Source organism: Alteribacter lacisalsi, from assembly GCF_003226345.1.
GTDB classification, from domain to species: Bacteria; Bacillota; Bacilli; order Bacillales; family Salisediminibacteriaceae; genus Alteribacter; species Alteribacter lacisalsi.
The window spans coordinates 1,918,100-1,938,987 of the sequence record NZ_PDOF01000001.1 but is presented as its reverse complement, the minus strand read 5'-3'; the positions used below and the strand labels follow the sequence as shown (position 1 = coordinate 1,938,987).

General features: G+C 48.2%; 20 protein-coding genes. 18 read left to right on the top strand and 2 right to left on the bottom strand.

All coding sequences use genetic code 11. From position 1 onward, the window contains the following. The first annotated feature begins 116 nt into the window (after positions 1-116). From CR205_RS09665 to yajC, 7 genes are all read left to right on the top strand, one after another. Positions 117-647 carry a BofC C-terminal domain-containing protein gene (locus CR205_RS09665; RefSeq protein ID WP_110519808.1) on the top strand — a complete coding sequence of 177 codons (531 nt, stop codon included), beginning with the start codon at positions 117-119 and terminating at the stop codon, positions 645-647. Between the two features lie 138 nt (positions 648-785). Next, positions 786-1,403, top strand: coding sequence for a Holliday junction branch migration protein RuvA (gene ruvA, locus CR205_RS09660; RefSeq protein ID WP_142669880.1), 618 nt, complete (start codon positions 786-788; stop codon positions 1,401-1,403). 28 nt (positions 1,404-1,431) lie between these two features. Then, positions 1,432-2,433 carry a Holliday junction branch migration DNA helicase RuvB gene (ruvB, locus tag CR205_RS09655; RefSeq protein WP_110519009.1) on the top strand — a complete coding sequence of 334 codons (1,002 nt, stop codon included), beginning with the start codon at positions 1,432-1,434 and terminating at the stop codon, positions 2,431-2,433. A 5-nt stretch (positions 2,434-2,438) separates the two neighbouring features. Further along, a complete protein-coding gene (locus CR205_RS09650; RefSeq protein WP_110519806.1) occupies positions 2,439-2,648 on the top strand; it encodes a DUF2905 domain-containing protein in 210 nt (69 codons plus the stop codon). 142 nt (positions 2,649-2,790) lie between these two features. Beyond that, positions 2,791-3,819, top strand: a complete 1,029-nt coding sequence (gene queA / locus CR205_RS09645; RefSeq protein WP_110519007.1) for a tRNA preQ1(34) S-adenosylmethionine ribosyltransferase-isomerase QueA — start codon at positions 2,791-2,793, stop codon at positions 3,817-3,819. Positions 3,820-3,975: 156 nt separating this feature from the next. Continuing rightward, complete coding sequence (gene tgt / locus CR205_RS09640; RefSeq protein WP_110519005.1) at positions 3,976-5,115, top strand: tRNA guanosine(34) transglycosylase Tgt; 1,140 nt, start codon at positions 3,976-3,978, stop codon at positions 5,113-5,115. A gap of 186 nt (positions 5,116-5,301) precedes the next feature. Next, positions 5,302-5,565, top strand: a complete 264-nt coding sequence (gene yajC / locus CR205_RS09635; protein ID WP_110519003.1) for a preprotein translocase subunit YajC — start codon at positions 5,302-5,304, stop codon at positions 5,563-5,565. Positions 5,566-5,861: 296 nt separating this feature from the next. Here yajC and CR205_RS09630 read toward each other — a convergent pair whose 3' ends face one another. Beyond that, positions 5,862-6,245, bottom strand: coding sequence for a TIGR04086 family membrane protein (locus CR205_RS09630; RefSeq protein WP_110519001.1), 384 nt, complete (start codon positions 6,243-6,245; stop codon positions 5,862-5,864). A 143-nt stretch (positions 6,246-6,388) separates the two neighbouring features. Here CR205_RS09630 and CR205_RS09625 point away from each other — a divergent pair, with 143 nt between their 5' ends. Together CR205_RS09625 and CR205_RS09620 are read left to right on the top strand one after the other, a co-directional pair. Beyond that, complete coding sequence (locus CR205_RS09625; protein ID WP_110518999.1) at positions 6,389-7,675, top strand: ArsB/NhaD family transporter; 1,287 nt, start codon at positions 6,389-6,391, stop codon at positions 7,673-7,675. A 138-nt stretch (positions 7,676-7,813) separates the two neighbouring features. Beyond that, a complete protein-coding gene (locus tag CR205_RS09620) occupies positions 7,814-8,470 on the top strand; it encodes a DUF421 domain-containing protein (RefSeq protein ID WP_110518997.1) in 657 nt (218 codons plus the stop codon). Positions 8,471-8,501: 31 nt separating this feature from the next. Here CR205_RS09620 and spoVB read toward each other — a convergent pair whose 3' ends face one another. After that, a complete protein-coding gene (gene spoVB / locus CR205_RS09615; RefSeq protein ID WP_110518994.1) occupies positions 8,502-10,052 on the bottom strand; it encodes a stage V sporulation protein B in 1,551 nt (516 codons plus the stop codon). Between the two features lie 199 nt (positions 10,053-10,251). Here spoVB and CR205_RS09610 point away from each other — a divergent pair, with 199 nt between their 5' ends. The 9 genes from CR205_RS09610 to CR205_RS09570 all read left to right on the top strand — a co-directional run bounded on the left by CR205_RS09610 (position 10,252) and on the right by CR205_RS09570 (position 20,657). Further along, positions 10,252-10,740 (top strand): COG2426 family protein, encoded by a 489-nt coding sequence (locus CR205_RS09610; protein WP_236634733.1) that lies wholly within the window; start codon positions 10,252-10,254, stop codon positions 10,738-10,740. Between the two features lie 21 nt (positions 10,741-10,761). Further along, a complete protein-coding gene (locus tag CR205_RS09605; protein WP_110518992.1) occupies positions 10,762-11,097 on the top strand; it encodes a post-transcriptional regulator in 336 nt (111 codons plus the stop codon). A gap of 102 nt (positions 11,098-11,199) precedes the next feature. Then, positions 11,200-12,522 (top strand): protein translocase subunit SecD, encoded by a 1,323-nt coding sequence (gene secD, locus CR205_RS09600; protein WP_110518990.1) that lies wholly within the window; start codon positions 11,200-11,202, stop codon positions 12,520-12,522. After that, positions 12,512-13,444, top strand: coding sequence for a protein translocase subunit SecF (secF, locus tag CR205_RS09595; protein ID WP_110518988.1), 933 nt, complete (start codon positions 12,512-12,514; stop codon positions 13,442-13,444). Before secD ends, secF begins: the two co-directional genes overlap by 11 nt. A 225-nt stretch (positions 13,445-13,669) precedes the next feature. After that, positions 13,670-14,575, top strand: a complete 906-nt coding sequence (locus CR205_RS09590) for a cation diffusion facilitator family transporter (protein WP_110518986.1) — start codon at positions 13,670-13,672, stop codon at positions 14,573-14,575. 115 nt (positions 14,576-14,690) lie between these two features. Continuing rightward, positions 14,691-15,032: a LapA family protein gene (locus CR205_RS09585; protein WP_110518983.1), complete on the top strand. Its 342-nt coding sequence runs from the start codon at positions 14,691-14,693 to the stop codon at positions 15,030-15,032. A 61-nt stretch (positions 15,033-15,093) separates the two neighbouring features. Continuing rightward, complete coding sequence (recJ, locus tag CR205_RS09580) at positions 15,094-17,439, top strand: single-stranded-DNA-specific exonuclease RecJ (RefSeq protein ID WP_110518981.1); 2,346 nt, start codon at positions 15,094-15,096, stop codon at positions 17,437-17,439. Between the two features lie 148 nt (positions 17,440-17,587). Then, positions 17,588-18,100: an adenine phosphoribosyltransferase gene (locus CR205_RS09575; RefSeq protein ID WP_110518979.1), complete on the top strand. Its 513-nt coding sequence runs from the start codon at positions 17,588-17,590 to the stop codon at positions 18,098-18,100. Between the two features lie 376 nt (positions 18,101-18,476). Then, positions 18,477-20,657, top strand: a complete 2,181-nt coding sequence (locus tag CR205_RS09570) for a RelA/SpoT family protein (RefSeq protein ID WP_110518977.1) — start codon at positions 18,477-18,479, stop codon at positions 20,655-20,657. Positions 20,658-20,888 lie beyond the last annotated feature (231 nt).

Genomic DNA, 20,888 nt, shown 5'->3' with positions numbered 1-20,888 from the left:
ATTTTAACCGGAATCCGGGGATTTTTATGTGCGATGTCCTTTCTTCAAAAGGGTCCCGGATCGATAAATGTTTTTTTCAGGGAGGCACGAGCGCCATGTTTGCAGCAGGCCATCAAATGATACAGTTTAACCGGGTTATTCTTCCGGTCATTATTTTTCTTGCAGTATGCCTGGCTGGTGTTGTACCGGCTCACAGTGAGAATACATCTGACAGATCAGAGAGCGGCGCTTATGAAGTAACAGGGCCGATTACGGTCGAAGTGCTTTTGCAACGCGTATATCTGGACGGGGAAATCAGCGAGGAGATTGTAGAAGAAGTTATCTGGTCAATGGAGGACTTCTGGTCTTTTTATGACGAGTGGCAGCTCGTGGATCACAATTACGATCAGGTTATTTTCAGGCAGGAAGTAAACGATATTTCCCCGCTCCTGAAGCTTAATGGGTACTTTGGTCTGTCAGAGGACGGAATGCTCAATATTTATTATGGAAAGCCGGAAGAAAATGAAGTAATTCAGTCCTTCTGGCAGATTAATACGAAAGAATTAAAAAGTCATGCACACACGGAATTGAAACGAGGAATTCCGGTATTTTCAAGGGATCAATATCTTGATGTGCTGCAGATGTATGAAAAGTATGCTGAGTTTTAATAATGGAATAATGACCGTTTCCTGTGACTATTCCCAGGGAACGGTTTTCCTTTTACGGGCACTGTTCGGCATACCCCTGGCAGGCGTAATATGCTAAGATAGAAATATATGTTCGCATGAATGCAGGGGAGAGATTCGGTGATTGAATTTGTTACAGGAAAATTAAGTGATATTGATACAGAATATATTGTTATTGATGTTAATGGGATTGGTTACCTCGTCTACTGTGCTAATCCGTTCAGTTTCCGCAAAGAAGAAGGAGAAACACTGACTGTTTATACATATCAGCATGTCCGTGAAGACGCAATCAAGCTGTTTGGTTTTCACAACCGTAGTGAACGGAGGCTTTTTGAAAAATTGCTGCAGGTTTCAGGCATAGGTCCTAAAGGAGCTCTCGCCATCCTTGCATCCGGGGCACCAGAGCGTGTGGTGCAGGCAATTGAAGAAGAAGACGAGCGGTTCCTGGTCCAGTTTCCCGGTGTCGGCAAAAAAACAGCTCGTCAGATAATTCTCGATCTTAAAGGCAAACTGCCTGAATGGATGCCGTCCCTTCTGGACAAGAACGGCGATCCTGTTCCGGAATCCGCCTTCAAACAGCAGAAAGGCAATGAAGAGTTGGATGAAGCTGTGGAAGCCCTCAGGGCCCTGGGCTATGTTGATCGAGAAATCAAGCGGGCGCTTCCGAAACTCAAGGATAAAGAAATGACAACGGACGGTTATATAAAAGAAGCATTAAAGCTCATGCTTCAGGTGTAATAAATGTAAAGGATCGGAGGAAACAGCTATGGAAGAGCGGATCGTCAGTGGAGAGACGCAGCACGAGGAAGAGTGGCAGGAACTTTCCCTCCGCCCTCAGCGGCTCTCCCAGTATATTGGACAGAAGACGGTCAAAGATAATTTGAAGGTTTTTATCGAGGCAGCAAAAATGCGTGAGGAATGTCTTGATCATGTCCTTCTATACGGCCCTCCCGGACTGGGAAAAACAACGCTTGCTTCAATCATTGCAAACGAAATGGGGGTAAATCTCCGGACAACTTCAGGTCCTGCCATTGAGAGGCCGGGCGATCTCGCGGCTATCCTTACTTCACTTGAGCCGGGAGATGTCCTGTTTATTGATGAGATTCACAGGCTTAACCGCTCTGTGGAAGAGGTTTTGTACCCTGCAATGGAAGACTTCTGTCTTGATATCGTAATTGGAAAGGGACCGTCAGCCCGTTCTGTGAGGCTGGATCTGCCGCCATTTACGCTTGTTGGTGCAACTACCCGTGCAGGGATGCTTTCCGCGCCGCTCAGAGACCGTTTCGGCGTCATGAGCAGGCTTGAGTTTTATACACATCCGGAACTTTCGGAGATTGTGACACGAACAGCTGATGTAATGGACGTGATAATCGACATGCGTGCCAGCGGGGAAATCGCCCGCCGTTCAAGGGGAACGCCGCGTATTGCCAACCGCCTGTTAAGGCGTGTCAGGGATTTCGCCCAGGTGAGGGCAGACGGAGAAGTAACGAAGGAAATCACAGACGAGGCGCTCGAGCTTCTCCAAGTGGATCAGGAAGGCCTCGATCATATCGATCATAAACTGCTGAAAGGTATGATTGAGAAATTTAAAGGCGGTCCTGTCGGGCTTGATACGATCGCAGCTACGATCGGAGAAGAAGCCCATACCATTGAAGACGTATATGAACCATATTTACTTCAGATTGGGTTTTTACAACGGACGCCGAGGGGCAGAATGGTAACACACCGTGTTTACGATCATTTTGACCTGGAGGTGCCCGGCACGTGATCAGCATATCAAAGCTCCTGATAATGATCGGCGTTGTGCTCATTGTCGCCGGCCTGCTCTGGCAGGTAGGCGGACGTTTTATCAATCTCGGCAAATTGCCGGGGGATTTTCTGTTTAAAAGTGGAAACACCACCGTTTACTTTCCGCTAATGACGTCGATCGTGATCAGTATCATTTTGTCCCTCGTCCTGTTTTTATTTGGACGTTTCAGGTAATCAGACTGAATCCGCGTCATACCGGGTTCGGTTTTTTCCCGTTTTTATGTTGGCGAACGGTATGAATTTTTACTATACTGTACAGGTATGTATTTTTGGCAGGGATCACCTCTGCGATTAACGAAAGAAGAGGGAACGGATTATGGATGTTTCTCAGTTTGATTTTACACTTCCGGAAGAACTGATTGCCCAGACACCGCTGAAGGACCGGACGCGCTCGCGTCTTCTTGTTCTGAACCGGAGAACAGGTGAAACAGCTCACCGGAATTTTAAGGATATGCTTACTTATTTAAAGGCAGGAGACGCACTTGTGATCAATAACACACGCGTCATCCCGGCCCGTCTTTTCGGCATAAAAGAAGAAACCGGAGCGAAAATAGAAGTGCTTCTTTTAAAAGAAAAAGGCGAATATACGTGGGAAGCCCTCGTAAAACCTGCCAAACGACTGAAAAAAGGCACCCGTGTCAGCTTCGGCGACGGAAAGCTTGTTGGGATATGCACGGAAGAGCTCGAAGAAGGTCGTCGTGACATTCAGTTCAGTTTTGACGGAATTTTTCATGAAGTATTGGACGAGCTCGGTCAGATGCCCCTTCCGCCGTACATTCAGACACAATTAGATGAGCAGGAGCGCTATCAGACTGTGTATGCCAAGCACCGGGGATCGGCAGCGGCACCTACAGCTGGTCTGCATTTTACACGTGAACTTCTCGAGGAAGCGGAGCAGAAAGGTGTAGAAATTGTCAACATCACTCTTCACGTGGGACTGGGGACATTCCGTCCTGTCAGCGTTGAGGATGTCGAATCACACAAGATGCACGCAGAATTTTATCAGGTGGATGAAGAAGCGGCAGCCGCGCTTGAACGTGTGAAGGCACAGGGCGGTCGTGTTATTGCTGTCGGTACCACATCAGCACGGACACTTGAAACCATCGCCCGCGACAATGGGGGAAAGCTGAAGGCTTCATCCGGCTGGACCGATATCTTTATTTACCCGGGTTTTGAATTTCGCGCACTTGACGGCCTTCTGACCAATTTTCATCTACCCAAGTCCACTCTCGTCATGCTTGTCAGCGCATTTGCCGGACGAGAGAATGTAATGGGTGCTTATCAGGAGGCTGTGAGTCAACATTACCGGTTCTTCAGTTTCGGCGATGCGATGCTGATTATTTAGGGTGTTTTTCTGTTACCATATGTTAGAAAAATTTAGAACGGAGGACGGCGCCTTCTACAGGGAACGTCCGTTTGAAGCGGGTTTTTCGAATGAGTAAATGAAAGCAGGCGGGCTCACTGGCTGCCTGATCAGGATAATGATAAGGAAGTGAAAGAAATGGCAGCAGTAACGTACGAACATATTAAAACGTGCACACAGTCCGGCGCTCGTCTTGGCCGCGTTCACACGCCTCACGGTACGTTTGAAACTCCGGTTTTTATGCCGGTCGGCACATTGGCTACAGTCAAAACAATGAGTCCGGACGAACTAAAGGAGCTTGGTTCGCAGATTATTCTCAGTAACACTTACCATCTCTGGCTCCGCCCGGGTCACGACATTATCAGGGAAGCAGGGGGTCTTCATGCTTTTATGAACTGGGACCGGCCGATTCTGACGGACTCCGGCGGCTTTCAGGTTTTCAGTCTCAGTGACATGCGCAAAATTACAGAAGAAGGCGTGGAATTCAGAAATCACCTGAGCGGGGAGAAACTGTTTCTTTCTCCAGAAGGCTCCATGGAGATTCAGAACGATCTTGGTCCTGATATTATGATGGCGTTTGATGAATGCCCTCCATACCCTGCCGAACACGATTACATGAAGGCTTCGGTTGAGCGGACGAGTCGCTGGGCAGAGCGCTGCCTGAAGGCTCATAAACGGCCTGACGAACAGGGACTGTTCGGGATCGTTCAGGGAGGGGAGTACGAAGATCTCCGCCGTCAGAGTGCGGAGGATCTAGTATCAATGGACTTTCCGGGCTACGCCATCGGCGGACTCAGCGTTGGGGAACCGAAAGACGTAATGAACCGGGCGCTTGAATTTACGACACCGCTTCTCCCGGATAATAAGCCGCGCTACCTGATGGGCGTCGGCTCGCCTGACTCTCTCATCGACGGAGCGATCCGGGGCGTGGATATGTTTGACTGCGTGCTTCCTACCCGTATTGCAAGAAACGGCACTTGCATGACGAGCGAGGGGCGTTTAGTCGTGCGCAACGCAAAATACGCACGGGATTTCCGTCCTATCGATGAAAATTGTGACTGTCAGGTGTGTAAAAACTACTCCCGCGCTTACATTCGCCACCTGGTGAAATGCAACGAAACATTCGGATACAGGCTCACGTCTTACCATAACCTGTACTTCCTTGTAAATCTGATGGAAAATGTCCGTCAGGCGATCCGGAAAGACCGCCTGCTCGATTTCAAAGAGGCGTTTTTTGAACAGTACGGGTTTAATAAGAAAGATGCAAAAAACTTTTAAGCTGGCCGGATAACCGGTTTTAAATTGAAACTTTCCGCCGGTTTGAAATATTTTAATTGATTTTCAGTCAAAACATTGTCTACAATAGTACCGGAGAGTCAACACTTGTTAATAGAGGAAATATGTACGTTTTCCTTATACAGAGAAAAGAAAACGGACGGCTTTCGTTGAAAGGGGTGAAAATAGATGGACATGTTAGGGGCACTCGTACCTTTACTACTTATGTTTGCGATCTTTTATTTTCTTTTGATCCGACCGCAGCAGAAGCGGCAGAAGAAAATTCAGCAGATGCATACCTCTCTTGAAAAGGGAGATAAAATCATCACAATTGGCGGACTTCACGGCACAATTGATGCGATCGATGATGACCGCATTATTGTCGCTGTCGATAACGGCAACAAGCTGACGTTCGACCGCCAGGCGGTTCGTGACGTTACAAATCGCGACTAAGACAGTTGGATGTAAAATTAAGGGCCCCCTCCGCACTTGGTGCAGAGGGGGTTTTTGTATGTGTCGGGGCAGGGGATGGATAAATGGGATGGATGGTTTAGCTGTGCTAGATTGTATTAGCGGATATATTGGGATTATCGTGGATATCTCGAAAGTTTAGCAAATAAATCGAAACCATCGCTGATATCCGGCAATCCCAGCAATCTCAGGCCTTTTAGTCTTTACCTTGCCTCTCTTTGCCGCTGAACAAAAACATAAAACTGCCCGGGTCACGTAACCGCGGCCCGGGTATTTCGTCAGCTATTGTTTCCGCCAACCATATTTACGCCAAGAATCCCGCCAAGAACCGCCGATCCTGTATAGCCTGCGTGCATGAGGGTCTGCTGCATATCAAACATCTGGTTGTAACCGAGAAACTGAACGAGGAAGATAACCAGTGTGTAGATTACAGCGGTTGCCGCGCCGGCGATCCACCCCTTGCGCTTCGCTTTCCCCCCGGAAATGAATCCTCCGATAAACATAGCCACAAAAGAGAAAAGAATCAGAAACCAGGCAAACGAACCTTCTTCCATGGATGTAAATCTCAGTAGAAACGAAACGATCAGGCTTGCTGAAAGGACAAGAATGAGAATCGCTAATATGCCGTAAAGTGCACTTGATAGTAATTGCCGCTCAGCCATTTACTTATGACCTCCTAGTAGAAAACATGGTTTTAGTAATGCATATTCGGCATGTACAGAATATAGACGGGCTTTTTTGTGCCGGGCATGTTTGTCCAGTTTCTTTCATAAGGATGTACGGAGGAAAAGGAGGGACTGTCCGTATGGCACTGATGCTTACAATTCTGATTTTTGTGGTCAGCTATGTGTTTATCATTAGCGAAAAGTACAACCGTGCGCTGGTTGCCTGTCTTGGAGGCGTGGCAATGCTGTTTGCCGGTGTTTTAAATTTAAATACAGCATTTATTGAGCATATCGACTGGCACACGATTGTGCTCCTGCTTTCCATGATGATTCTTGTGTCGATCACAAGTCAGAGCGGTTTCTTTGAATATGTGGCCATCACGCTCGCCCGCTTTGTAAAAGGTAAGCCGCTGCCCCTTCTGCTTGTCATCTCAACTCTGACTGCAGTTGGATCTGCATTTTTAAATAATGTCACGACCGTCCTCCTGATTGTACCGATCGTATTCACGTTAACAAAGCTCCTTAGAATCTCTGCGATTCCTTATCTTCTGGCAACGATCCTGGCATCAAATATCGGGGGAACGGCAACCCTGATTGGTGATCCGCCTAACCTGATGATCGGCCAGGCGGTGGAACATTTGACATTTAATGCGTTTCTTATTCACCTGGGCCCGGTTGTTCTCTTTATTTTTCTGATCATTATGGCGTGGGTGACGTTTCTATACCGGGGCCAGCTCCATGTTTCTAAAGACCAGAGGCATGCGCTTATGGAATTAAATCCGAGGGATTATCTGAGAGACAGGGGGCTCCTTGTCAAATCCGTCCTTGTCCTAGCGCTTACAACGGCAGGTTTTCTCCTTCAGCCACTGCTTCACGTGGAGCTGACGAGTATTGCCATGGCAGGGGCACTGCTTCTCATGTTTTTGACCCACGAAGAACAGCAGACCGAAGAGGTCTTTCAGGCGATCGAGTGGGTAACCCTCTTTTTCTTTGTTGGGCTGTTTATGCTTGTGGGAGGTCTTAAGGAAGTTGGCATTATCGATCAGATCGCGGTCAGTATTTTTGCCTACACAGAAGGAGATCTGCCGAAAACAGCGATGCTTATTCTCTGGGTATCTGGTGTGCTTTCAGGGTTTGTGGATAATATTCCTTTTGTAGCAGCGATGATTCCGGTCATTCTGGAGTTTCAGGAACTTGGGATGACGAACCTTGATCCACTCTGGTGGGCACTCGCTCTAGGGGCCTGCCTCGGCGGCAACGGTACATTGATCGGGGCAAGCTCAAACGTGATTGTGGCCGGTATGGCTGTAAAGGCAAAGCAGCCGTTCAGCTATGTGGACTTCTTAAAGATCGGCGGACCTGCAGCCATCATTTCATTTGTAATCTCGAGTTTCTATATCTACTTCAGGTATCTCATCCATATGTAGATCATGACCGCCTCTATTTTCCGGAGGCGGTCTTTTTTTTGATTGCTGCCGGCACCGTTTCCAACTATTACAACGGGAGATTGCTTCTCTCCAGGCAACACTAGGAAAAACGGGTTCGCGGAAAAGGGAGTGAATGAGGTGGAACTTGGAACAGTCGCAGCCAGGACGATCGTCATTTACTTTGTGATTCTCATTGTTCTGCGGATGATGGGAAAAAGGGAAATCGGCCAGTTATCGATTGTGGATTTCGTCGTTTCGATTATGATCGCCGAGCTGGCCGTCCTGTCAATTGCAAACGCTTCGGTGCCAATGGCTGAACAGATTCTTCCCATGGTCGTGCTGATGCTCATTCAAATTACGCTTGCTTTTGTGTCGCTGAAAAGTGACCGTCTCAGAACATTTATTGATGGGAAATCGTCCGGTAGAGAAAAAATTGATGAACAGGAAATGAGGAAGAAGCGCTATAATTATGATGATCTGATTATCCAGCTAAGGCAGAAAAACGTGGAAACACCGGCAGATGTGGAGTTTGCAATTCTGGAGTCGTCAGGGGATTTATCTGTCATCAAAAGGATGAAAGAAGAAGCTGAAAGTAATGATCATCAGGCCTGTCTCCCTCTGCCTCTCGTGCTTGATGGGAAGGTCCAGAACCAGCACCTGGAAAAAATGAACCGGACGCCTTTATGGCTTCGCCAGCAGCTTAGAAAGCTCGGCTACAGGGATATTAAGAAGATTTCGTACTGCATGATGACAGGTGAGAATCAATTTTATATTGATGAAAAACAGGAACGCTGAGCTTATTGCTCAGCGTTCTCTGCTTATCTTCTTAAAAATACTTTCCGATAACCGGGAGGCGGCGTGCCTCTTCTCTTTTGATGAGTCCGAGAGCAAAGAGGGCGGCTGTATAAACGATCAGTGTGAGTGTAATCTGTGCAATCGTATCCCAGACAAGTACAGAAGAAAAGGCCACATATTTGAGTCCGTACCAGGCCGCGGCACCAGCAAGGACGATCGCTCCGACCACTTTGATAAACTCCTTGACATCAATCGTGAAACTGATCGTTTTCACAAGTGTGGCAAAGTGAAGAAGGGTCACGAGAATAAAACCGGTCACAATGGCCAGGGCTGCTCCCATAATGCCAAGCTCAGGTCTGGAGGCGAGAACAAAAATGGCGGCTATTTTTACAACCGCGCCGACAAGGCTGTTAACCATCGCTGCTTTTGCAAGATCAAGGGCCTGCAGGGCAGCCTGGAGCGGTCCCTGAAAGTAAAGAAAGATACTGAAAGGAGCCATAATCACAACATAGACGGCCACTTCCGGCGCGCCGTACATGAGTGTCATGATCGGTTCAGCGAACATGTATAGAAGAACTGCCGAACCTGCGCCGGATACCAGGGCGAGACGCAGTGCCTGACCGAGCCGATGGTGAATGATGCCGTACTGTTTTTGAGAAGCTGCTTCACTGATTGCCGGCACAAGAGAAACACTCAGAGAGTAAGTGATAAACGTCGGCAGGAGAAGAAGGGGAATCACAAATCCGGCCAGTTCCCCGTACTGAGTTGTGGCAGCAACTGTGGCTACACCTGCAATGGCAAGACTCTGTGCAACCACGATCGGCTCGAAAAAGAAGCTCACACTGCCGATCAGCCTGCTCCCGGTCGTTGGAAGGGCAATGGCCATCAAATTATTAAAGGTTTTGCGCCCTTCCTTCACATGCTCGAAAAACTGCCGGCGGATTCTGAACTTCTTTCGGCGCTTGAACTGATAAATCATGTACATAAGCGACGCAAATTCCCCGATGACCACACTGATCATCGCACCGGCTGCAGCGTACTCAATCCCGTAGGGCAGTAGTGCTGTCGTAAAGGCCGCAACGAGTGTAATTCTTACAACCTGCTCAATTACCTGTGAGTAGGCCGTGGGCTTCATGTTCTGAAGGCCCTGGAAGTAGCCTCTCAGCACAGATGACAGGGCCACAATCGGCACAATCGGGGCAATGGCAACGAGCGGATAAAAGGCACGGGCGTCTGTCAGAAGTGTTCTTGAAATAAGTGGGGCACCTAATATCATGACAGTGGTAAAAATAACGCTCAGAACAGCAGTCACGCTTATGGAGACAACAAGTATTCGTTTGATTCTGGCCCGGTCCCCTGATGCATCGGCCTCGGCAACAAGTTTTGAAATGGCCACAGGAAGACCGAGCTGGGTAAGGGTAATCACCAAAAGCAGTGTCGGAACCGCCATCATATACAGACCGACACCTTCAGCCCCCATAATCCTTGCTACAACGATCTTATTGATAAATCCCAGAATCCGGGTAATGAGCCCGGCAATGATCAGAATGAACGCACCTTTTAGAAACGATTGTTTCGTCATAGCAGCCCCTGCCTTTTTAAATGACTTTATACTGACGCCACCTGTCTGAGAGAAGAAAAGACAGGCAATTTTTACAGCTTTTTTTCGGTCAGTTATAGATTTTTTCCTTAAAGATGTATATGCTGAATGGGGGGCCGGACATGACAAGTTGTCCTATAGTCCGGCGAAATGATCGTGATACATAAAGGAGCGACAGGCGTTGAAGGAAACACTACAGGAATTTTTTCTAGAGAACTTTTCATTTTTACCCCCGGAACTCCTCGTCGTGCTCGTATCGGCGATGCCTATTCTTGAGCTGCGGGGCGGCATTCCTATGGCACTTATTCTGGGACTTACCTGGTATGAGGCAATGATTTACGGAATGATCGGAAATCTGCTGCCGATTCTGCCAATCTTAATTCTGTTCAGACCGATCAGTCAGTTTATGATGCGGTTTGCCATTTATAAACGTTTTTATGACTGGCTATATAAACGGACGATGAATAAGAGCGAAAAAGTAGAGAAATACGGGGCCCTCGGCCTTATTTTGTTTACGGCGGTACCATTGCCGACGACCGGGGCTTACTCGGCCTCACTCGCAGCGATCCTGTTCTTTATCCCGACCCGCCTTGCGTTTATGGCGATCGGCTTTGGCGTTCTTATTGCAGGAGTGGGCGTTACATTGTTTACTTACGGATTCTTCGGATAACAATGGAGAGGAGAGAGGTTCATGAATCGTGCAAATTTTGACAGCTGGAAAGAGGAACTGATGCCGGCACTCGAGAGTAAAGCAGAGGAATGGCAGATGTTCGGCTATGAAAAGGTGACGGTTGAAGATGTGTGGCAGTGCGCTACGGTAAAATGGCAAAAAGACATTAAACGTGGTGACCTGGAAGAGCCGTTCCGGATCCACAGGCTGCTTGGTGACGTGATGAGCCTTAAATCCTCGGAGTACATGAATTTTCTGACGATGGAAGCTTACAAAGCGCCGGATTACTTCGGCAGAGATCAAGAGGAGCAGGTCAGCCTTGATGAAATGGATCTGGACGAACTGACAAAACGCTGACACCGATTGACATGTTTTTTTTGAACTCGCTATAATGGGAATATTGGGTAAAGTTACCGAAAACACAGTAGCGGCTTGGCAACATAAGGAGGATGTGGGGTCATGAAAAAGAAAAAAAGAGGCGTCCAGAAATGGCGGATCGCGGTGTTTTTTGTACTCGTCGCTTTCTTTGCCGGACTGATTGCCACAAACGTGACGGACCATGCGGATGATATCCGTCTTGGACTCGATCTGCAGGGCGGTTTTGAAGTCCTGTATGAAGTTACACCGGTGGGTGAAGATCAGGAAGTTGACAGGGAACTCCTGACAGATACGGTGGCAGCGATCAATGCGAGAATTGACGTCCTTGGTGTGTCTGAACCGAACGTGACGATTGAAGGGGAAGACAGGGTACGCGTGCAGCTTGCAGGGGTGACGGATCAGCAGTCCGCCCGGGAACTCCTGTCAACTGAAGCGCGTCTGAGCCTGAGAGATGTGGAAGACAATCTGCTTCTTGATGGATCGGACTTTGTGGAAGGCGGCGCCCGGTCCAATTTCCACGGAGAAACAAACCGTCCGATTGTAAGCATTACGCTTCGTGATGCAAATCAGATGGCTGAAGTGTCAAGGCATGTGATGGAGTACGACCCGCCGGATAACCGGATGGCGATCTGGCTTGATTACGATGAAGACGATTCTTTCGCAGAAGAAATCAATAAAGAGGATTCAAAGATTGTTTCCGCACCTTCTGTAACGCGTGTGCTGAATACAACAGACATAATGATTGAAAGCCAGACGTTTACCGTCGAGGAAACCCAGCATCTTGCGGGAATTTTGAACGCGGGAGCCCTGCCTGTTCAACTGGATGAAATCTACTCCAACTCTGTTGGGGCGTCACTCGGTGAGCGTGCGATGGATCTTGCAATTACCGCCGGCTTTATCGGGATTGCCCTGATTTTTGCCTACATGCTGCTTTACTATCGCTTTATGGGAATGATCGCGGTCATTACACTAAGCGTGTACATTTATTTTGTACTAGTGGTGTTTAACTGGATGAACGCTGTACTTACCCTGCCGGGGATTGCAGCCCTTATTCTCGGTGTAGGTATGGCTGTGGATGCGAACATCATTACCTACGAACGGATTAAAGACGAGCTCAGAAGCGGCAAATCGTCCATGAGTGCCTTCAAAGCGGGAAGCCGCCGATCACTCTCAACAATTCTGGATGCCAACATTACGACCATTCTTGCTGCCGGGGTGCTTTTCTATTACGGCACAAGTGCTGTGCAGGGCTTCGCGATAATGCTGATTACAAGTATTCTCGTAAGCTTCATCACAGCCGTCTTCGGCTCAAGACTGCTGCTTGGCCTGTGGGTAAACAGCCGGATTCTGAACAAGAAACCGAAGCTGTTTGGTGTAAAGGAGAGTGAAATCAGTGAACTTTAATCATGAAACAACGAAGCTGGATTTTGTAAAGCACCGTAAGAAGTTTTTCACCTTTTCAGCAGTGCTGATTTCAGTAGGGATCATACTCCTCTCCACCATCGGGCTGAATTTGGGGATCGACTTCAGCAGCGGAACGACGATGGATGTGCTTGCAGATGAAACGGTAACGGAAGCGGAAATTGCTGAGGAATTTGCCTCAATCGGTCTTGAACCTGACGATATTACCCTTGCCGGGGACGAAAATGACGTTGGACGTGCGGTGTTTATCGGCGTGCTCTCTCAGGAGGAAACGCTTGAAGCACAAAGGCATTTTGAAGAGCTGTACGGAAGTGTGCCGACAGTGAGCAGTGTCACACCGATCGTCGGTGAGGAGCTGGCGATGAACGCGCTGATCAGTGTCCTGATTGCATGTGTCGGAATTATCATCTATGTTTCGATCCGCTTTCAGTTTATGTATGGTCTTGCGGCAATCGTGGCTCTTTTTCATGACGCACTCTTTATTCTTGCCGTGTTCAGTATTATTCAGTGGGAGGTCAACATCCCGTTCATTGCAGCGGTACTTACGATTATCGGTTACTCGATCAACGATACAATCGTTACCTTTGACCGGATCCGCGAGAACATGAAGCTTGAAGAACGCGTGAAGACATTTGAAGATGTTTCCCGTGTCGTAAATAAGAGTCTGATACAGACACTTGCCCGGTCCATTAACACCGTGCTGACAGTTGTCTTTGCCGCCGGTGCCCTCCTCATCTTTGGAGGGGAAGCCATCCGGACGTTCTCCCTCGCTCTCGTGGTGGGGCTTGTTGCCGGAACCTATTCCTCGCTGTTTATCGCTGCTCAGCTCTGGGCTGTTTTAAAGGCGCGCCAGCTGAAGCGTGCGAAATTTAAATCCCAGGATGTTCAGGAAAGTGAAGCATAAAAACAGATTCAAAGACCCGCAAGGCAGCAGCTGCCTGCGGGTCTTCTGCATGAGTTGCGGTGTTGGAGTGAAGGATAAGAGTGACAGCAGGTGAATCGTTCAAAACTTCCGATGCACAGCCGGGATTATCTGATTTAAAAGCAAACCATCATCAATCGTCCGATTCTTTTCCAGCGCATTTCGTGTAAACTGATAAAACACCATACATAAAAGGAGCGAGCAGGTGTGACTCAATCAGATCAGGATATCAGATATAAAAAGGTCAGGTTTGGCGCCTGGGTTGGAATTATCGGCAACATCATTCTAGCGGCGGTAAAAGCCGTGACCGGTATCATGGCCAACAGCCGGGCGCTCGTGGCCGATGCGGTTCATTCGGCCTCCGATGTTGTCGGCTCTGTAGCTGTTCTGGTTGGTGTGCGGGCAGCGAAAATGCCACCTGATGAAGATCATCCCTACGGTCACGGAAAAGCTGAAACGATTACGGCCATTATTGTCGCGGTTCTTCTCTTTTTTGTAGGTCTGGAAATTGCGATCAATGCCGTAAAAGCGCTCTTTGAACCGATCGCCGTACCAGGTATGGCGGCTATTTACGCCATCATATTTTCCATCATTGTAAAAGAACTGATGTTTCGATATAAGATACATTTGGGTAAAAAATACAGAAGCGATGCGTTGATAACAGATGCGTGGCATCACCGTTCTGATGTGTTCTCTTCCGTTGCAGCCTTAATCGGCATCGGTGCCTCCATTTTTGGGGGCAATATCGGTATTGACTGGCTTGTTTATGCTGACCCGGCAGCCGGATTCTTTGTTGCAATCCTTATCGGTAAAATGGCCTGGAAGCTTGGCAGCGAGGCCATTCATAATGCGATGGACCACGTCCTTCATGAGGAAGACACGGAAGCCATGCTTGAGGAAGCAGAAAAAGTGGATGGGGTTCTTGCGATCAATGAACTCCTTGCACGGGAACATGGTCATTACGTAATTGTGGATATTAAGGTTGCGGTTGATCCGGGCATCACAGTGGAGGATGGGCATAGAATAGGTAAAAGAGTGAAGGACCGTCTGATGGAGGATGAATACGTACAGGACGTACGAGTGCATATCAATCCCTACTCGGAGGACAAATAAGAGACTTGGTTAAAGCTGAAGCGAAAGTGCGGCACTTAAGCGGAAAAAGTGGCAGAGGAAGTGTCAAACAAATGCTTGCTTTACCACAACCTAAATGGAAGAGGAGTTGATTGGAATGAGGGGACAATGGGGCCTGATTACCGGTATTATTGTAGCACTTCTGATTTCGATTTTTGCCGTCATTAATGTGGACCCGGTGGAAGTGAACTACCTTGTCGGCCAGAGTGATTGGCCTCTTGTGCTCGTCATTATCGGATCTGTCCTGATGGGCGGAATGATAGTGGGGGGAGTAGGGATTTATAAAATATACAGCCTCCAAAAGCAGATCAGAAAGCTCGAACAGGAAAATGCCAGTCTCCAGCCTGACCCTGCCAAGCGGTCACGGGTTAAAGAACGGAGCGGTAGAAGCTCTGCCGAGGAGACGCCGGAGCCTGAAGTGACAAATAAAAAACAATAGTCCGGAGTGCGTTGTCACCCCTTGGCCCCTCTAGTATAATAAATGGGTCAGGGGTGTTTTTATGCTGAAATCAAAAACGAGATGGAAAATTGAAACTGCAGATGAACAGCTGGCAGCATCGATCGCCTCGGAAACAGGCTTATCGGTTCTTGCGGCAAGACTGCTTGTCCAGCGGGGATTTACAGATCCAGAACAAGTAAAAGACTTTATATATATGGACGAATCCATTCTTCATGACCCTTTCCTTTTTAAGGGAATGAAACAAGGGACGGACCGGATTAAACATGCAATTGCCGAAGGAGAGCGCATTCTCGTGTTCGGCGATTACGATGCGGACGGAGTTACGAGTACGAGTGTGATGTTTCAGACCCTTCAAAAGCTCGGTGCAGACTCGGGCTTTTATGTACCTAACCGGTTTACAGAAGGATACGGTCCGAACGAAAAGGCATTCCGGCAGGCAAAAGAAGAAGGAGTAAGCTTGATTGTCACCGTCGATACAGGGATATCGGCTGTTCACGAAGCCGAAGTGGCAAAAGAACTGGGCATCGACCTGGTTATAACTGACCACCATGAGCCACCGCCTGAAATTCCGGATGCCTATGCGGTAATTAATCATAAACAGGTAGATTGCCCGTATCCATTTAAGGATCTTGCCGGTGTTGGAGTGGCTTTTAAAACAGCTCAGGCCCTTCTCGGTAGGTTCCCCGAAGAATTTCTTGATCTTTTTACACTCGGTACTGTTGCTGACCTTGTACCTCTTAAAGAAGAAAACCGCTATCTGGTGCAGCGGGGGCTAACAGCTATTGCAGGAACGAACCGTCCGGGACTCCGTTCACTCATGAATCTGTCCGGTGTTGATACTGAGGAAGTGACCGAGGAACATGTAGGCTTTGCACTCGGACCGCGTCTGAATGCTGCCGGCCGGCTGGATTCGGCAGATCCGGCAGTAGCGCTCCTCATAACGCAGGATCCGGCTGAAGGGGAGGAAATTGCCCAGCAGGTGGACGGCTTAAACAAGGAACGGCAGAAGATCGTAAATGATATGACCAAAGAAGCGGCAGCCCAGGTTGAGCGCGACGGAGCAGATTCTGTCATTATTGTCGGCCAGGAAGGCTGGAACGCTGGCGTCATTGGGATCGTTGCTTCCAGACTAGTGGAGAAATACTACCGTCCGACGATCGTCCTGAGTCTCGATTCGGAAACGGGTCTGGCTAAAGGATCTGCACGAAGTATTGAAGGCTTTGACATGTTCAGAAATCTGTCAAAGTGCCGGCAATGGCTGCCCCACTTCGGAGGTCATCCGATGGCGGCGGGTCTTACGATGAAGATTGAGGACATTGATCTGCTGCGTGCAAAGCTTGGCCAGCAGGCAGACGAGGTGCTGACATCTGATCAGCTGATTCCCTCAAAGAAGATTGACCTCACCGCTGCAGTGGGTGAAATTACGGTAGAAGCGATTACGGACCTGAAACGGCTCGCTCCGTTCGGAGTGGGGCACCCGTCACCGAAAGTTCTGATACCGGAGACCGGGATCGGCCAGTACAAAAAGATCGGCTCAAATAAAGATCATCTGAAGCTCACGTTTGAGCAGGACGGAGCGAAACTGGACGGGATCGGCTTTCGAATTGGAGACATGTATGATCAGCTTACCCCTCTCGATCGAGTCGCCGTCATTGGTGATGTGTCCATTAACGAATGGAACGGCCATGTGAAGCCGCAGCTCATCATAGATGATCTCAAGGTGGAAGATTGGCAGCTGTTTGATTACAGAGGAAAATACGTAAAATGGCACTCGATTATTGAACAAAATGAAGAAGAAAGACTCGTTTTTGTGAAATTCCGGCCGGAAACAGAAACGCCTCCTGCTCTGGCAGAAGCAGGAACTGAGATCGTCGAGGCATCAGGAGAATACGCAGGGCTGGACGGTGCATGTGTTATTCTTGGAGACGTGCCGCCATCAGAGTCTGCTATTTCCGGCCTGTTTGACGGCTCTGTACCGAGCAGGGTCTATGCGGTATTTACACAGAAGGATGATACGTATTTTCAGACCCTTCCCAACCGCGATCACTTCAAATGGTTCTATGCTTTTCTGACAAAAAGAAAAACCTTTAATCTTGAGAAACAGGCAAAGGACCTGGCAAAGTATAAAGGGTGGACAAAAGATACCGTCGATTTCATGAGCGAGGTGTTTTTTGAATTGGATTTTGTTACAATAAACAATGGGTTTGTGACGCTTCAGGACAAACCGTCAAAAAAAGCGCTTCACGAGTCTGCTTTATACCAGAACAAAGTAAAGCAGAGTGAATTGGAAAACCAGCTCGTCTACTCGTCCTACCGTGCTCTTAAACAATGGTTTACCCCCTTGTTTGAAAAAGCGGAGGCCAAACAGGCAAGTGCCGGAATATAAAGGCTGCAGCCGCACCGAAACCGTTATCCTAAGACCCCGGAGGCGTGCTGCGCCGAGTAGGCTCCCGAACCGCCCGCGGAAAGGGAGCGCAATGAGCGGAAGTTAACAGCATACTTTATTAGCGAGATGATTACAGGAGGATATTGACATGGATTTTAAAGATTATATTACGGTTGTTTCCGATTTCCCGAAAGAGGGAATCCGGTTTAAGGATATTACTACGCTGATGGAAAACGGAGAAGCGTACAAAAAAGCTGTCGATGAAATGGCCGACTTTGCCAAGGAAAAAGACATTGATGTCGTAGTGGGGCCGGAAGCACGGGGATTTGTTGTCGGCTGTCCGATTGCCTACTCTCTCGGAATCGGGTTTGTACCGGTGCGTAAAGCAGGCAAGCTTCCGCGGGAAGTGCTCGAAGTGGACTACGGGCTTGAGTACGGAAAAGACAGCCTGAATATTCATAAGGACGCAATCAAACCAGGCCAGAAAGTGCTGATTACAGACGATCTTCTTGCCACAGGCGGGACGATTGAAGCAACCATTAAAATGGTTGAAGAACTGGGCGGCGTAGTAGCAGGAATCGTGTTTATGATTGAGCTTACGTACCTGGACGGCCGTGATAAGCTTAAAAATTATGATGTATTCTCACTAGTTACATACTAGGAAAATGCAGCAGGAAGGAGTGCTCAGGAAGCACTCCTTTCATTTATCCGTATGCACCCCGAGCCGGTGAAGAGAGGGCTCCTCATATCCTAAGGGGCTGGGCCATGGTGAACTTTACAAAAATAAAATGACACTTCTTTAAAGGTTATGTTAAGATAATGTCAACTTATCATTTGCTCAAATTCCAGCATAGATAAGAACAGAGGCAATCGTGTGCATAACTTAGGGGCTCGGCTTTCGCCGGGTTTTCTTTCAATGTGTATTCGACAAAATTCTCGTTTCCTGAGGCTGTGTCAGGTGCAAGGCTGACAGGTGTTCTGCCAGCTCATCTGACAGAGTCTCAATGAACCGAAATCTTTGGATCTAAGGTGATTTCATGACAAGTGAACAAGTTCTTCAGAAAGCAAGTGAATACCTGGGAGAGCAGGACGTCGATTATCTGCGCAGGGCGTATGAACTGGCCGAGCGAGCCCACTCCAATCAGTTCCGTAAATCCGGAGAACCTTACATTGCACACCCAGTGCAGGTAGCGGGCATTCTTGCCGAACTCGGGATGGATCCGAAAACGATCGCAGCGGCTTTTCTTCATGATGTAGTGGAAGATACGGACGTACCGCTCGAAGAAATCGCCGCCGAATTCGATGAAGAAGTCGCCATGCTTGTCGATGGAGTCACGAAGCTGGGAAAAATTAAATACAAATCCAAGGAAGAACAGCAGGCCGAAAATCACCGTAAAATGTTTGTGGCGATGGCCAAAGATATCCGTGTCATTCTGATTAAACTGGCAGACCGCCTTCACAACATGCGGACTTTGAAGCACCTTCCTCCTGAAAAGCAGCGGAGAATTGCAAATGAAACACTGGAGATTTTTGCGCCGCTTGCCCACCGTCTCGGGATTTCCGCAATTAAATGGGAACTTGAAGACACAGCGCTTCGTTACCTGAATCCGCAGCAGTACTACCGAATCGTCAACCTGATGAAAAAGAAACGGGCCGAGCGGGAGTCTTATGTGGATGAAGTGAAATCAAAGATTCTCGAACGACTGGGAAGCGTCAACGTGGAAGCCGAAATTCACGGCCGTGCGAAGCATATTTACAGCATTTATCGGAAAATGGCGCTTCAGAACAAACAGTTTAACGAAATTTATGACCTGCTTGCTGTAAGAATCGTAGTGAAAAACATTAAAGACTGCTACGCCGTTCTTGGCATTATTCATACGCACTGGAAGCCGATGCCGGGCCGGTTTAAAGATTATATTGCTATGCCAAAAGCCAATATGTACCAGTCTCTCCATACGACCGTGATTGGGCCTAAAGGCGATCCACTCGAAGTACAGATCCGTTCTGAGGACATGCATAAGGTTGCGGAATACGGAGTTGCTGCCCACTGGGCTTATAAAGAACAGAAAACCGTCGACGACAGTGAGAGCCTGGAAACAAAGCTTTCCTGGTTCCGGGAAATCATTGAATGGCAGAACGACACGAATGATGCCCAGGAATTTATGGAGTCTCTTAAAATTGATCTGTTTTCCGATATGGTGTTCGTGTTCACCCCAAAAGGCGATGTCATTGAGCTGCCTAAGGGGTCGGTTCCCCTTGATTTTGCGTACCGTATTCATACGGAAGTGGGAAACCGCTGCATCGGGGCAAAAGTGAATGGTAAAATGGTGCCGCTCGATCACGAGCTGAAAACCGGAGATATTGTAGATATTCTTACGTCCAAGCATTCTTACGGACCGAGTCAGGACTGGCTCAAGCTCACACAAAGTTCACATGCGAAGAATAAAATCCGTCAGTGGTTTAAAAAAGAACGGCGTGAAGAGAATGTGGACAAAGGCCGCGACATGGTGGAACGGGAAATCGAGCGTAAAGGCTATGATCAAAAAGAAGTTCTTACAGATGAGAACTTAAACCGGGTGGCCAACAAGTTTAATTTCACGTCCGAGGAAGATATGTATGCAGCAGTGGGCTATAACGGCATCACGGCTGCCCAGATTGTAACCCGTCTGACAGATAACATCCGAAAACAGCAGGAAGATGATTTGGATCAGCAGACGATCACAGAAGCTGTCGAGGATCTGAAGTCCTACGGTACACCGAAGAAAGGCAGTGTTGGTGTAAGGGTGAAGGGTATTGACAACCTCCTCATCCGGCTGAGCCGCTGCTGCAACCCGGTCCCTGGTGATGATATTGTCGGCTATATTACTAAAGGGCGCGGTGTGAGTATTCACCGGAGCGACTGTCCAAACGTAGACAATAACGAAGCGCAGACCCGGCTTCTTCCAGTTGAATGGGAAGGGGATCTGCAAAAGTCGAAAAACTATAACGTGGACATCGAAATTTCAGGGTTTGACCGGAGAGGACTTCTGAACGAAGTGCTTCAGGCGGTGGCGGAAACAAAAACGAATATTAACGCCGTTTCCGGCAAATCTGATAAAAATAAGATGGCGACGATTGATATGACCATCTCGATTCAGAATATTTCCCATCTGCATAAAGTAGTCGAGCGGATCAAACAGATCCCGGACATCTATGCAGTCCGCCGGATTATGCATTAAAGAAGGCTGTTATTTAACAACTCTATTCGGATAGTTTAATATGAAGCGGAAGGCGATGACTCCTGCGAGAATAGCATCAGTTGAAGACCCCGCAGGGTGTTTATCCCGAGGAGGCTGAAGTGATGCCCGCGGAAAGCGTCCGCCTGCAGCGTAATATAACAACAATCTTTGCGAAGAGAGCTTATTTAAAATGCTGATTTATAACTTCGGCTGGGCTCTTTTTTTTCAGAG

What these genes read in the sequence shown, in the direction of transcription:
- CR205_RS09665 (WP_110519808.1), top strand. Translation starts at nt 117, where the DNA reads ATGATACAGTTTAACCGGGTTATTCTTCCGGTCATTATTTTTCTTGCA.
- ruvB (WP_110519009.1), top strand. Translation starts at nt 1,432, where the DNA reads ATGGAAGAGCGGATCGTCAGTGGAGAGACGCAGCACGAGGAAGAGTGG.
- queA (WP_110519007.1), top strand. Translation starts at nt 2,791, where the DNA reads ATGGATGTTTCTCAGTTTGATTTTACACTTCCGGAAGAACTGATTGCC.
- tgt (WP_110519005.1), top strand. Translation starts at nt 3,976, where the DNA reads ATGGCAGCAGTAACGTACGAACATATTAAAACGTGCACACAGTCCGGC.
- yajC (WP_110519003.1), top strand. Translation starts at nt 5,302, where the DNA reads ATGGACATGTTAGGGGCACTCGTACCTTTACTACTTATGTTTGCGATC.
- CR205_RS09630 (WP_110519001.1), bottom strand. Translation starts at nt 6,245, where the DNA reads ATGGCTGAGCGGCAATTACTATCAAGTGCACTTTACGGCATATTAGCG.
- CR205_RS09625 (WP_110518999.1), top strand. Translation starts at nt 6,389, where the DNA reads ATGGCACTGATGCTTACAATTCTGATTTTTGTGGTCAGCTATGTGTTT.
- spoVB (WP_110518994.1), bottom strand. Translation starts at nt 10,052, where the DNA reads ATGACGAAACAATCGTTTCTAAAAGGTGCGTTCATTCTGATCATTGCC.
- CR205_RS09605 (WP_110518992.1), top strand. Translation starts at nt 10,762, where the DNA reads ATGAATCGTGCAAATTTTGACAGCTGGAAAGAGGAACTGATGCCGGCA.
- secD (WP_110518990.1), top strand. Translation starts at nt 11,200, where the DNA reads ATGAAAAAGAAAAAAAGAGGCGTCCAGAAATGGCGGATCGCGGTGTTT.
- CR205_RS09585 (WP_110518983.1), top strand. Translation starts at nt 14,691, where the DNA reads ATGAGGGGACAATGGGGCCTGATTACCGGTATTATTGTAGCACTTCTG.
- recJ (WP_110518981.1), top strand. Translation starts at nt 15,094, where the DNA reads ATGCTGAAATCAAAAACGAGATGGAAAATTGAAACTGCAGATGAACAG.
- CR205_RS09575 (WP_110518979.1), top strand. Translation starts at nt 17,588, where the DNA reads ATGGATTTTAAAGATTATATTACGGTTGTTTCCGATTTCCCGAAAGAG.
- CR205_RS09570 (WP_110518977.1), top strand. Translation starts at nt 18,477, where the DNA reads ATGACAAGTGAACAAGTTCTTCAGAAAGCAAGTGAATACCTGGGAGAG.